Origin of the sequence: Pseudomonas putida (genome assembly GCF_022627325.1) — a bacterium.
In the GTDB taxonomy this organism is placed as follows: domain Bacteria; phylum Pseudomonadota; class Gammaproteobacteria; order Pseudomonadales; family Pseudomonadaceae; genus Aquipseudomonas; species Aquipseudomonas putida_X.
Window position 1 is genome coordinate 21,088 of the sequence record NZ_JAETZZ010000022.1, and the last position, 13,173, is coordinate 34,260.

Genomic DNA, 13,173 nt, shown 5'->3' on the forward strand with positions numbered 1-13,173 from the left:
GGTTATTCCCATTCCTTGGATACGGTCTTAACCATATCTTCCGTAATTTTCTTGCCGATTTTAAGTAGCGCTGTTTTTTCCTCAACCATGACGCTCTTGTCGTTCATGATCGTTTTCACAAGCTGTTTGCCTTTGATAGACAGTTCAAAGCCCGTGGTAGTAGGTTCGATCAGCTGATCGCTGTAAGCGAGGTTGAGCGCTATGGAAAGGGCTGGGTCGAATCCCCAGACCGGTAGCGTGATCTGTCCGAGGTCGGCAGCAAGCTTCATCGTTTCGACACGGGGTGGCGTTTTTATCGCCCAGTTCATGAGGTGCAGTTTTACCAAGCTACATTTGTCGCCACGCCCGGTCAGGTGCATGATCAAAAGGGCTTGGCATATCTTGTAGATGGGCCGCAATTCCGTCAGTACTGGGCTGGGCCGTGAGGTGAATTTAAGCGTGGCCATTAGTAGAAGTCCATTTGGCAGACGGCCAGCCAGCGAGCCATTGTCCTTCGGATGATCTCGTCGGCAGTGGTTGCATCGATGCTCAAAAGCTCATCGCCGACCAAGCGCTCCTGCAACTTGGTTTTGACCTTCTCAACCAACTGATCAGGGTCGCCAGTGATTGTAAACTTCCACTCTTCAATGTTGTTCTCAAACCCATGTAAAGCCCTGGCCAGTTGAAAGTACGTTTGAGGGTGTGAGTCGTACAGATTCTGGAAGTAGCTGTCATGATCCAGGAAAGACTTCTTCGTGACCTTTAATAAACCTGCTGCCGCCAAAGCGCCTCTCTCAGCCATACGCAGGTTGGTCTTGCGTTCCAAATTGTCGTCGTACTCAGTGTTGCCTTCATTGACTTTGGGTATTTCATGCAGGTCTTGGCCCAAGGAAATGGGCAAGCCTTCGAATTTCTTTTGCTGATTGATCTCTTGCAGGTAATAACCGGCATCATGCACGTAAACAGTGAAGTCTTCATGAAGGTGGGGCAGTTTCCACTCTCGGACTTCGGTCTGCTTTTCTACTGCGTGTGACAGAATCTTGTTATGGATAACGTCCGGGGTTATCAGGTACCAGCTCTTGATCCGCGTTCCGCCTAGAATGGTGGACAGGCTCTTTTCGTTATCTTTGAGCTTCTTGAGATCTTGGGTCATCTTGTCCCGCTGCTTCTCATAGAGTTCTTTACGCTCGTAATGGAAGTCCGGACAATAGCACTGAAACGCTAGGCCGGTAGTTCGGGTAAAACCTTCAATGCCAAAGTCACCCGGCGTAGCGGGCACATGCTGATATCCTTCGGAGCCGTATTTTGCCTTTAAAACGAGCTGCATCAACGCTTCCCAACTGGTTCCGTTAAATGCGCCCACTGATGTGTTAATCAAAGCTTGCCTGCCTCGCTTCATCAGGTTTAGTCCATTCCAGACCTGCCCCTCCATAAGACGTCTAGTACTCTGGAGTGAATGGATCGTGTCGGGGGACGCTAGCAAAATGCCGTCATTCGGTCTAGCTATGAGAAGAAATGATTAGCTAGTTAACTGTACATAAATACAGTGTATGCCTGCGCTTCTGTCATCCGCTGTCTAATAAATGGCCAATCAGGCGACGGGAATCAATCTGAGGGGCGATGTATGAGAAATGATCCAATCGATGCTTCACGAAGAGGCTAGAGCTCGATGTCGTGCGGCTCGAGGAGCGGCAGGTCGTCCGTCTAGTACTACACGCTGGCGGCTACCCACTCAACGGAGCTATTGCGCACTGCATCGATATTATCGTACAGAGTGGAAGGCGCTCTGTTGATGTTATTTACCACCGTGACTGTTCCTCGATCACCGAACCATATGACAAGCTTCGCGACGGCGGCGTATAACGCCTCGGGGCTGCTGCTGCGGCGAGTCTCAACATCGCGTGCACTTTAGACAGCTCGACGAATTCCTAAGGTGTCTGAATTGAAGCGAACCCTTTTGGGCATGACAGAAGCAGGTGAGCCGCTGCTAAGGCAAGCTCTCGAAGCGATTCGAGCCTACAACGACGCGTTGGAGCGCAAGCGACCTGCAGCTGAGATTGAACGCCTGCGTGTTGAGGCAGACCATCTCTATCACACAGTCATCGACTACCAGGTTTATAAAGCCGGGGCCTTAGGTGAGTCGGTACATTAAATGAGAGATAGGTAATCGGACGACGTTGAGCTGGTACCCAGCTGGCCTCCATGATCGCGGCTTTCAAGAGAATCGAGCGTAATCATCGACACCGAACGCCCCTTACACAGATCCTCGGAGTGAATGTGGTGGAGAAGGTTCTCAGCGGCGTATTGCCTCTTCATCATCCGATGTATTCGGATGCCGTGGAGGCTATGAAGAGGTATCACCAAGCCCACGCCGGCGGTGTCAGTGGCGCTGAGCTTGAGTGCCTACGGTTGTCAGCCGAACACAGCTTCCCGGCGGTCACTGACTACCAACTGCACGCGCTTGGCGGGCCAAGAAAACTTAGCCACTAGGAATGCAAAAAAGCCCGCGCTATCCCAGTCCAGGGGCACTGGCGTATTCGATTCTCCATAGTCGTGTTAACCTCAAATGTTCTGCAGGGCAGGGCAAGCACGTACGAACGTGCTGCACCAGTCGTGATCCCAATATGAGCAGAAGCCGACGCAAAACTCCGATACGAGGCATTACCTCAGCCACAAGCGAGCGCTCCGACAAGCAAGCATGGCACTGTAGCTACCGTGCAGCTGTACGCCGGCAGCTCGCAAGTGATGCTAACTCTGAGCTCCCTCACCCTCGTCAATTTTCTGATCCTTGGCGCATGGCAAAGGACGGCAAATCCTATTACGGAGTGAGCCGACGCGACGAGAAGTCTCTGAGGAAATGATCCTCGGCTCTGGCCTAACGGCGCAATTATGGATTGTCGGCACCAGGAGCGGATTTGGTGCACGGGGAGGGTGGGTGACACTTAAAGGGTGGTTCATCGCAAACCAACCCCAGTATTACGGCAGCGTCTAAGGAATGGAGCCTTTATGTCGACAAGGAGCAGTCGATATGTGATGGCCGCTTGGATGTAGGGGATAGAACGGTTCGTGTGATCCAGAAACGAAAACCCCGGCTCGAGGCCGGGGCGGGTGTTTCGTGGTCTACGCAAGGAGTCGTAAGCTTTCGCTCATTGGAGCTCAGTGCCAACCATTCTCCATCCTACGGCGGTTGATACTGATGTCAACCCTCTGATAGAGGCCACTGGCCAGTAGGAAGCCGAGCATGCCGGACACCGTACAATACAGACCCCACCTGATCGACCAGCTCATCAGCTCTCCCGTGGAGCTCCAAAGTTTGCGGTGTTCTTTACCCCTTGCCCAGCGCTGCAGAGGCAACGCTTCGGAACTCCATTTACATCGTTTTGACCACCGGAATCGGCAAATTTTGGTGGAAAGCCGGCGAGCTCTCATACAAAAGCTTCAACCCCTCCACTGAATTAGCTAGCAATGCAGTTAGCCTTATGTCGCAGCTCCGCGCTCGAAGAGCCGGCTATGTGATGGGGAGGCCTTCTATGCTGAGATCAGCATGCCATGCCGTGGCATGGGTTGAGCTGAGCATCTACGCCGGCTGTTTATCGAGTATGAGGTGCGCATGAAAGTCGCTGAGCTGACTCAGTTGCTGCAAGCGTCCGACCATGAGATGAAAGTGCTGATGACACGCTCGGATACGGGCCTGGAGAACGTTGTCGCTTGCTATGACGATCTGGTTTGCCGAGGGCGGGTATGCAAGTGCTATCGATCTCGAATACCAGGAGAATGTCATTCTGACCCTTGCATCAGCCTTTAGATGCCTCGTGTACGCTGAGCGCAGGTTATGTACCTATCGCCAATCTGGACTCGAAGAGGCCGGCTTGATCTTCTAAAATTGTGGGGCTCGGGCAAAAGCTTGATACGGCCAAGAGCACAAATGTACTCCTTTGGGAAATTGCTTGCCACCGAGGTGGGCGGGGAGTGCGGGCAGCCCTTCCGTTGCCACTATAGTGCTATTAACATCAGCGGATAGCTCCATATCATTGATCCAAACCAGATCGGCCGGTTGCCAAGGACTGCCCTCATGCTGCTAAACGTGTCGTTGTGTGATGTCTCCAGCTACTCCCCAGTCGCTCCAGTGGTGCTTGGGCCACTGAAGAAGATAAACCTCATCTACGGCCAAAATGGGGCGGGGAAATCAACGATCGGTAACTATCTGCAGACCCTGGATCATCCGTCGTTCGGTCGCTGCAGCATTTCAGAGCAAGCCGTAGAGCCTGATATCTGCGTTTACAACCAAGTCTTCATCGAGAAGAATTTTCATGGGGGTAGTCAGCCAGGTGTATTCACTCTCAACGAAGACAACGTTGAGGCTGAGAAATTACTCAGGGAGGCTGAGGCCGCGATTCAAGCATTGGAAGCCGACTACCAAGCAGAAATGACGGTAGGGAAGGAGTCCAAAGCCGCGCAAGAGGCCTTGGAGCAATCCTTTAAGGACGGAATCTGGGCCCTGCGTAAGCAGGTAGAGTCGACGGCGCTCGCCTACTGTCTGCAGGGCGTCCACACCAAGGATCGCATGCTTGATAAGGTCACTAGTCTGGCGTTTTCGGAGACCCCAGACACCTTTGAGTTACTAGCAAATGAGGCGAATGAGCTGGTCAAGGCTAATGACCAGCCCATCCCCTCCATCCAGAGCGTTTCCTTCTGGGCGAATGTGGTCGAGCAGGATCCACTGCTCCAGGAGCAGATCATCGCTTCGGACGAGTCCTACCTCTCAGGCCTGATACTTGCCTTGGGTAACTCCGACTGGGTGAAGCAATCTTTCGGCTACCTCGAACTAAACGCCGAGCAATGCCCGCTCTGCCAGCAAAGCCTGCCCAAAGATTTCTACGACGACATCAAAAAGGTGTTTGACAAGACCTATGAGGAACGGCTCGGCCGGCTGCAAAAGCTACGGTTGCAGTACAGTTCCGGAATGCAGACACTGGTCGCCCAAATTGATGGCGCAGAGTACCCCACTCCAAAACTGGCTCAGCTGACTGCCGACCTCAAAGCGCTACTGATCAATAACCTCTCCTTGCTCGATAACAAGGTTACGAACCCATCCATCGTGGTCACGCTCTCCTCAAGCGACGAACTGATCGGAGGCATCAATCAGCTGATTGAGGTGGAGCAGGTTCGTATCAACGCTTTCAACGACAAGCTTCGTGAGAAGGGTCGGCACCTAGCAATGATCACCGAGCGTTTTTGGTACTGCTATCGAGACGCTTGCGATGAGCTGATGCGAGACACGCTGCCAAAAATTGAGGAGTTCAGAGAGCTTCGCAACAAGAAGCGCGAAAGCGTGCAAGCCATGCGTGACGAAATCGTCGAGCTTCGTAAGAAGAAAGCTGAGTACACCTCGCAAACCACCAACGTTGATCAGGCTGTCGAGAACATCAATCGTTGGCTGGGACTGTTGGGGTTGCAAGGCTTCAAATTGGTAAAAGAGGAGGGGCCTATCCCTCATTACCGACTGGAGAGGGCGGGGGCGAGGGAGAAGGTTTTCGACACGCTCAGTGAGGGGGAAAAGACACTGATCTCGTTCCTCTACTTCCTTGAGGTGTGCAACGGAGAGCTGGATTCAGCGTCGAAAAAGCTCAAAAGCCAGCGTATTGTCGTGATCGACGATCCAATTTCCAGCCTGTCCCACAATTACGTATACGATGTCGCCGCGCTCATCCGCAAGCAAGTACTTCTGCCGGCCAATCGCTTCAAGCAGGTCATCGTCATGACCCATAACCTGTTCTTCTACCATGAGCTGATCAAGCTGATAGAGGACGACCGGCGAGATAACGAAATGACCTTGTTCAAGGTTTCCAAGGCCGATTACAGTACCATCCAGCCACTTCAAAGGGGGGACATTCGGAATGACTACCATGCCTTCTGGCACACCATGAAGGACGCCCTAGAAGGGAAAGCTTCCCCAGCTCTCATCCCAAACATGATGAGAAACATATTGGAATACTACTTCGGCTTCGTGCAGCGGAAGGAAAAGCTCTGGAAGGTGATCGATGACCTGTCCGATGCGAACCCCGAGTTCCGAGCTCTCTACCGGTACATCAACCGCGAATCTCACTCTGACCCCGTCAATCTGGGTGAATTTGGCGGCATTGACCCTAGGCAATTCCTAGAGCAGTTCAAAAAAATCTTTGTCGCTACAGATTTCGAAGAGCACTACAACCTGATGATGGCCTGACTCCGTGGTCTTATCCCATCAGCCTTTGACGCCACGTTGGGACTACTAAAGTCTAGGGCGGATGCTTTGTCGGAGATGGCCAATTGCCTTCTCAACAGCATCAGGCCTTGCTAGTATTGCTTTCGCAGCTACCCCCAAGGATCTCTAGTACCGCCGCGCATTCAACGTGCACTGCTTCGCATACGGAGTGTGAAGGCGCTCAGCAGCCCGCTGAGGACGGATGGAGAAACTGATCATGAGCAATCGTGAGAAGGTAGTGCCTGTACGGCAATACGAGCGTTTCCGCCTGGGTCGTTGGGAGACGGTGTGCAAGCATCGTCGCTCGCTCCCACAGCGGTAACTTCTAAACCCCTTAGGGGGTGGCTGCTCCACATCCTCCTCACTTCCCCAGCCGCGGTGGTAGTTTTTCGTGATGGCCTCCCTTGGTGAGCTAGAGCTTACGGTTAGAAAATTATCGCTGGGACATAATTATTGCCGAGCATAATTCCAAATAGTCTCCCACCCCATCTGCATCCTTCAGCTTCAGTACTGCATCGGTTGTTCGGGCAGGAGCCCGCCTAAGGTTTTACGCTCGCCGCTACCAGTACCGCGATGCCCTGCCGCACGGCATCAATATTGTCGTCCAGGGTGGCAAGTGCCCCATTGACGTTGTCCACAACCGTAGCTGCGCCCCTATCGCCAACCCATTTGGCCAACTCTTCGACTGCGGCACGCAATGCGTCCTGGTTATGGCTGAGACGCCCAAGGACTTCAGCAGCTGTCCGTAGCTCTTTCATGATTAGCATGTCCTGGTGAGGTTGGCAGTAGACCTTGTATCACAGCTTCCGTTAGTAAAGCTGGCCTCTGATCGTTACGAAACTAGATTTCGCAACAAGCGGAGCGCGTAAGGCTAAGGATTCTTGGCTGGCTTTCAATAGACGTATTGCGCTGTTGCTGAGGTATCTGGGCATAGCGGATCCTTGCACTCCTCATGTGGTGGATCTACGCAGGATGGCCACTTGGGCACCCACTTACTAGTGTGGGTACCCGCATTCCGATCGCAGAACGCGGTACACAATCAACTTAATTCTACTCTGGATTAAATATTTGTGTGTCCGAAGCTGGGATTTGAGGCCCATATTCTGGCCTTCCGATCCATGACGGCCACCGACGGTTCGGTGAGGCGCGGCTACAGAAACGCGCATGGCATTTCTCCAATGGCGTCAGGGTGTCGCTGCCCGCTGACTATTGTCGAAATGCGTGCAGAGAAGGGCAGGGCTACCTGTGGCATAAGCCGCCGCGTGCCGACCGCGCAGATGCAGGTTTCATCAGTCCTGAACGATAGCATGGCACCTCGATCCGTCCAGCAACGGCGTACCTGAGCCCGAGTCCTTCGGTAGAATCATTTTCGTGGGTTGGAGAACGGCACAACATTGTCGTGTTCACTGAACGGCTGTTGATAGCGACGAAGATCGCGCTGAGCCTCATCTAACGCTCTGATCAACATCAGCTCTCGGGCTAACGACTCTTTGTAGCGCTTCTCGAAGCTCCCAGCTTCGGCTTTCGCTTTTTTGGTTTTTTGCTGTGCATCCTTGACCTTCTCCTGACCAGGAGCTTGCCGCTCAGCCATCTGCTTAGCCATCGCTTTGATATCTTGGATGAGTGGGATGAAAATATCTCTGTCCTTTCGGATACTGCTAGGCGATTTACCTGCTTCAAGCGCGACATTCTTAATGTTCATTTTAGATCCTTTGGACAAGACCACCGTGGTATCAGTGAAGATACGGTAGGCAGCGTCGTTGTAGACTTTCAGTGTCGAATGCTCTTGTTCAACTGACATGTTTTCTCTCCCTATCATGATGGAAAGTGAAATTAGCCTCGCGCAATGACCCGATCACGGAAGGCCTTAAAATCTTCCAGATTCTGAAGCTCTGCCCGGTACTCAATGGTGCCAGGCTTGAGCTCTGCCAAATCAAACTCCATGATCTCGATCGTTTCGGCCATTTTCGACTCCTGTCCTACGAAACTCTTACAAGTGCTACAAGTGTCCATCTTCGCATGTGCCCGCTTATCGCATGGTAACGGAGAGGTGCACCCTCCCGCAGGGGTTTCCTGGTAAGCCGTCAATCCAAGCTTCACCTGCTGCTTTGTATCCTCCGCCGTACCGGCTAGCCAAGGCGACTGCTCTCGCATTTCCATTGCCCGGCGCCCGGCGAAGCCGTACATCTGTTCTGCTGATTTGAGCACGTCACGAATGAACACCGCAGCGTCAGCCTCTGCCTTCGCTCGCCTCAGTTCACGTGTTAGCTGAGGGTTGATGTCGCTGAATAGGTAGTTTTTGGCAGAACACCCTTTCATGTAATAAGTCGACATGGCTTTAGTGATATGTCGGAGCAGGCGTTTAAGTGATGGGAGAGTTATTAGCCCGCTTTGACCAGCAAAAACAGCAATCGAACGTCGGAACTGGTGCGTGGTAACCCACCAAGGCTGGCCTACCTTAAACTTTTTATCATCACGCCAGTTTCGATAGGGATCAATTGTCTCCAATTCGCGGATGTCTGCTTCGGTGATGATGACGGGCGGAAGTTTGTAGTCGAGGTTTGTGCGAGAGACGCCCTCTTTCTTCGGACTTCCAGAGAATGGCAGATTTGATGCTGCTAGGAGTAGCCAGTTTACTTGAGTGCCATCTTCAGCGTGAGACGCTACGAGCTTTTGAATGGACTGAAGTACCTGTACAGGCTCACGTATGTCGGCAGTGGTTATCCATTTAGCGTCTGTTTTTTCACTTTCGAGCTTGGTTGATGTCCCACACACGTAAAGGGCTTCGTCGTTCCAGCCCTGAATGGATTCCAGGCAGTCGACTGGAAGGTTATAAGCTTCGCTATCCCGCATGAGAGTGAATAAGTGAATTAAGCATTTTGCACAATACTGTACAAGTGATAGGAAGCGTATTGCGCACATTGTAACTTTCCAGTTGTATTTTTTGGCGAGTTTTGTCAGGTTGTATTTCTCGATGGATTTCCAAAAGACAACCGTTTCTTCGTCGTCAGTTGTTCTCGTCTCCAAGGAACGTTTAGAATACTCATCATCATACTTGTAGCGAGTTTGCTCGCATCTCCCAAAAAACCTATCTTCGATAGTTTTTTCAATGTATCCGTGAATTGCATCTTTGTTCTTCAGGTAGTCGTGGAGACATTCTTTGTACTGCTTGTATTTAGCCCAGAGAATTCTGCTGGGGATTACGGGGTGCTGTTTGCCTTCGTTGCGAGAGTCGCGAGTGATTTTTGTAAGAAGCGGAAGTATAGTGCCATCGATTGCGAATCCCCTATCTGTGCTATTGATGCTGACAAGTGTTCTGACTAAGGCAAGTAGTTGTTTGTTGTAAGAGGTTGGTATAAATTTCAGCATTTCCTCAAAAAGTTTTTTGGAGGAAAATATTTCCTGAATTGTAATGTTGCATTCGTTGCTATATGAGTTTACGTGATAAAGCGCTACCATCGTTGATTGCATAGTGGTTAAGCGCATAGTTTTGCCGGTTTTAGATTTGGCAGAAAACATTTTGATAGAGAAAATTCGTTTGCAAGTTATAACGTTCTCGGCGCTGAATTTTCCCTCTTGCCTAAATGGCAGAAAATCAAAATAAGGATTGTCCTTGACGCTATATGCGAAAGCAGGAAGGAACCACTGATCATCATCAAACGCTGAGATGATGGATCCTTCCATTGAGCGCGACATCACCAGCCCCGGGCATATCCTAGATAGCGCCATGCCATAGTAAGCATCGGTGTCCAAGTGAGCCTTTTTGAGAGGGAAGGCGGTGCTGATCATGGAGGTATTTCGTTTAGCTATCATTTCATCACCTTCAACTGAACCATGCGATGGTAGAAGCGCTTCCAGTAATCAGAGAGCTTGAACTCATTACTGATCTCTGCGCGGATTTGATTAACTAATTGTGATAAGTCAGGACGCTGATCAAGAAGTTCTGAAATGATACGATCAATCTGCGCGACAGCTGCGCCATGAACATTGTCGAAATGACTTTTATCAGTGCAGGAATTCAGATACTCCAAAATGACGAAGCGCATACTCAGAAGCTTGCGAATAGCAGGCTCAGTAGCATGGGTTCTAAATTGGCTACAGAATATGCAACCTTCAAAATTCTTGCAGTTTGGCTCATAGTCAGGAGGCGGAGAGATCGCTTCCGAACGACTGGAGGTGTCTGCACAGTCACCAGCTGGAGTTTCTTCTCCGGAATAGTCATTTAACAGATCCACCAACCGCTTCAGCATTGTTGTAATTTCAGATATAGCGGTGATTTCATTGGCTTGAGCATAGCTCTTGAGAACAGTTCTTTCACTGTTCTGCAGTAGAGACGAAACGACTTGGACAGAATGGCCATGGGTGAGCAAGTAATTGCTTTTGTATTTCCTAAGCTTCTGGTAGCTCAAGCCTTTAAAGTCAGGAAGCAAGAGACGTTTGATTCTGTCGTTAAGTTTTGAAATCTCCCCTAATGCTAGCTGGCCTCCTATGGATTGTTCGTAAATGGTCATGCCGATAAATAGATGTTTTTCATTTTGTCCGTTGTCGATAAATTTACGCAGCTGTATGAATTTGTCAAAGTTCTTGGTGAAGGATTTTTTTATGGAGAATTTCACCTCTCCTCCTCCGGCTCGCATCTTAATTCCGGTAAATCCTTTTTCCCCGGAGTCAAACACTTCATAGCTTTCATTGAAGTGAAGGTCTCTCAAGGGTTGTTCGTTAATGCCGCTGTTAGCTACAAATAAAGGCACAAATGAGTCGTGTGCAATTTTAGCGAGCTTCATTCGTTTGTCGTGCCGATTATCATTGTTGGCGTTGTACAATACGGTGTTTGCAGTTGCGAGGTCGGCTAGTACAGCATATCGAGGGCGGCAGCTAAGACTTTCTGCTTCCTGACTCATGCGTATTGTGCCGTTTTCATAATTCCAGCAAATGTTCGATTGAACTTTCGGCTTTTCTGAAAGTACTATTTTGCTTATAAATGGGTATTCCGCTGGAAGTAGCCAAAGATATTCGGACATGAACGGAATTCTAGCTGGGAATTTTTTGAACTTCAGTACAAAATCAGTTAGGCCGTCGAATAGATACTGACAAGGCGTAAGGTACGCTTCTATTTCACTTTGCAAAGGTGGTTGGGTGGGCTTAGATCTGCCCCCTTTATTAGAGATGATTGGGAGATCATCTCGGAAATTAAATGCAGTACCTGGGAAGAAAACAAATCCACTGTTTAGCGCCATTGACTGATGATTGCTCGCAGTCAGTGTTGATTTTTGCTTAGTACTGATCTGCTGAAGCAAATTTTGCGTATAGGCTTGCAAGGCCTGATGATAGTTCTCCGGGGATTTCAGAAAATCCTCAAAGCCACAAGAGTCCGCCCAATCAAAGATTCCGGTAATTTTGGTAGCGTTGGCGAAGACGGTGTTGGCAGAGTTGCGGGTGTAACATAGCGTAACCTGCTGCACGACCCAGGCACGCACAGCGTTTTTACGCTCTGAACGCAGCGTATGAAGATCTACTTTCTTGGTCAATGCTCGGGTAATTTTGGTACGAGTTTGGTAGCAAAGCGCACCTATATCGACTTTGCGTTCCTTTGTGCATTTTAAAATAAGGCCTTCGATAGGGGTGTCAGCGATTGTCTGCTGGCACTCATCCAGTTCAAGGTTCTGTATGTCGACTTGATAAATATCACGATCGAATACCCTCATGTCGTCTCATTTCCGTCGTAATAACGCCCTCGAGATGAAGTTCAAACTCCGATTGGGCGTTGGCAACCAGAGGATGATCAGACCTAAACCTCAAGTAGCGCATGGATACGTCAACGCTGCTGTGGTTTAGTCTTCTCCTAACCAAATCCAGCAGCGCGAGTTGCGACATCTCACCCTTTTCTACTAGTTTCATATTGTCCTCGATTAAGTTCATGCCAAATGTGGCGCGTAGGTCGTGGAACCGATATTTGAACATTTGTTTTTCCTTGGCGAGCTCTTGAAATATTTTGGTGATAAACTGGCGGATTGCGGATCCTCGCTCGTTGGAATACCCGAAAAGCTCGCTGTCTTCTTCTGCTACATAATACGGCTTGCCTGTTCTGGTTAAGAAAACGTATTGGTCACTGATATTGCTGATCGGTGATTTCATAACTCTGTCCTTGTGCCGTTTAGAGTTCAAATAAATCGTGAGTCGATAGTGCAGCCAGGCAGGCATCAGTACGTTTTGTTCCTTGCCCCCTTTTGCCCCCACATTCGTTAGTCCTCCTATGGTAATCGCGTAAAGCGCATTCCGATTTTCATCCTCTGGTGAGCCTACGTCTTGTCGAATACAATGAAAGCGCAGGTTCAGGATAGACTGGATTCTCATCCCTGTTGTCAAAGCAACGATATGAATTAGCAGCATTTCAGGATTTTGCAGTCGCAACAATGCAGCTATCAGTGCCTCTTGGCTCTCTCGACTGATTGGGTATAGCTTTCCTCCATCTTCAATGTAGTCGCCCATTGGTATTCCGGCGACCCTTCTAAAGGTTAGATCAGTACAAATGATTTCTCGGGACTGCCGAAAGCCATGGCGGTCGTCGTACGAGACATATTTTGTTGTGCTAACCCACATTGCCTGCTGAGGCTTGAATCGTCCGGTGTTTACCATCCAGCGATAGAAGCCAACCATGCTGGTGATTTTTCGGTTGGCTGTACCTCTCCCTAGCCTCTCACCACTCCCCGTCGTACCGCTCCGAGCCTTACGTTGAACCGCTTTTTTCATCTGGGCTTGGTAGTAGTAGGTCGGCCGACTGTATGACTCTCCCTCGAAATTTAGATAGTCCCTCCCGCCTTCCGTAAGCGGCCAGCCAACACACCTTCAGAATCCCAGCATTAAGGGCGATGGTGTCCACCTAAAAATACGTGGACACCATCGCCCTTATCGCAAGGATCACCATGCGCCAGCGCACCTCTTATCCAAAA

At 50.1% G+C, this 13,173-nt stretch carries 9 protein-coding genes; 2 read left to right on the forward strand and 7 right to left on the reverse strand.

What is annotated here, in order from left to right:
• Positions 1 to 2 precede the first annotated feature (2 nt).
• Together JNA92_RS24805 and JNA92_RS24810 are read right to left on the reverse strand one after the other, a co-directional pair.
• Positions 3 to 446, reverse strand: coding sequence for a hypothetical protein (locus JNA92_RS24805; RefSeq protein WP_241807145.1), 444 nt, complete (start codon positions 444 to 446; stop codon positions 3 to 5).
• Positions 446 to 1,378 (reverse strand): hypothetical protein, encoded by a 933-nt coding sequence (locus tag JNA92_RS24810; RefSeq protein WP_241807146.1) that lies wholly within the window; start codon positions 1,376 to 1,378, stop codon positions 446 to 448. The genes JNA92_RS24805 and JNA92_RS24810 overlap by 1 nt, the downstream gene beginning before the upstream one ends.
• Positions 1,379 to 1,921: 543 nt before the next feature.
• Between JNA92_RS24810 and JNA92_RS24815 the strand changes: the two genes are divergently transcribed.
• Positions 1,922 to 2,131, forward strand: a complete 210-nt coding sequence (locus JNA92_RS24815; RefSeq protein ID WP_241807147.1) for a hypothetical protein — start codon at positions 1,922 to 1,924, stop codon at positions 2,129 to 2,131.
• 1,920 nt (positions 2,132 to 4,051) lie between these two features.
• Positions 4,052 to 6,205 (forward strand): AAA family ATPase, encoded by a 2,154-nt coding sequence (locus JNA92_RS24820; RefSeq protein WP_241807148.1) that lies wholly within the window; start codon positions 4,052 to 4,054, stop codon positions 6,203 to 6,205.
• 557 nt (positions 6,206 to 6,762) lie between these two features.
• On the opposite strand, the gene JNA92_RS24825 is transcribed toward JNA92_RS24820, so the two are convergent.
• The 5 genes from JNA92_RS24825 to JNA92_RS24845 all read right to left on the reverse strand — a co-directional run bounded on the left by JNA92_RS24825 (position 6,763) and on the right by JNA92_RS24845 (position 12,712).
• Positions 6,763 to 6,981 (reverse strand): hypothetical protein, encoded by a 219-nt coding sequence (locus tag JNA92_RS24825; RefSeq protein WP_241807149.1) that lies wholly within the window; start codon positions 6,979 to 6,981, stop codon positions 6,763 to 6,765.
• A 605-nt stretch (positions 6,982 to 7,586) separates the two neighbouring features.
• A complete protein-coding gene (locus tag JNA92_RS24830; RefSeq protein ID WP_241807150.1) occupies positions 7,587 to 8,024 on the reverse strand; it encodes a hypothetical protein in 438 nt (145 codons plus the stop codon).
• 32 nt (positions 8,025 to 8,056) lie between these two features.
• On the reverse strand, positions 8,057 to 10,012 hold the full coding sequence (locus JNA92_RS24835) for an integrase (RefSeq protein WP_241807151.1): 1,956 nt from the start codon (positions 10,010 to 10,012) through the stop codon (positions 8,057 to 8,059).
• A 20-nt stretch (positions 10,013 to 10,032) separates the two neighbouring features.
• Positions 10,033 to 11,928 carry a hypothetical protein gene (locus JNA92_RS24840; protein WP_241807152.1) on the reverse strand — a complete coding sequence of 632 codons (1,896 nt, stop codon included), beginning with the start codon at positions 11,926 to 11,928 and terminating at the stop codon, positions 10,033 to 10,035.
• Positions 11,909 to 12,712 (reverse strand): site-specific integrase, encoded by an 804-nt coding sequence (locus JNA92_RS24845; RefSeq protein ID WP_241807153.1) that lies wholly within the window; start codon positions 12,710 to 12,712, stop codon positions 11,909 to 11,911. The genes JNA92_RS24840 and JNA92_RS24845 overlap by 20 nt, the downstream gene beginning before the upstream one ends.
• Between the last annotated feature and the right edge of the window lie 461 nt (positions 12,713 to 13,173).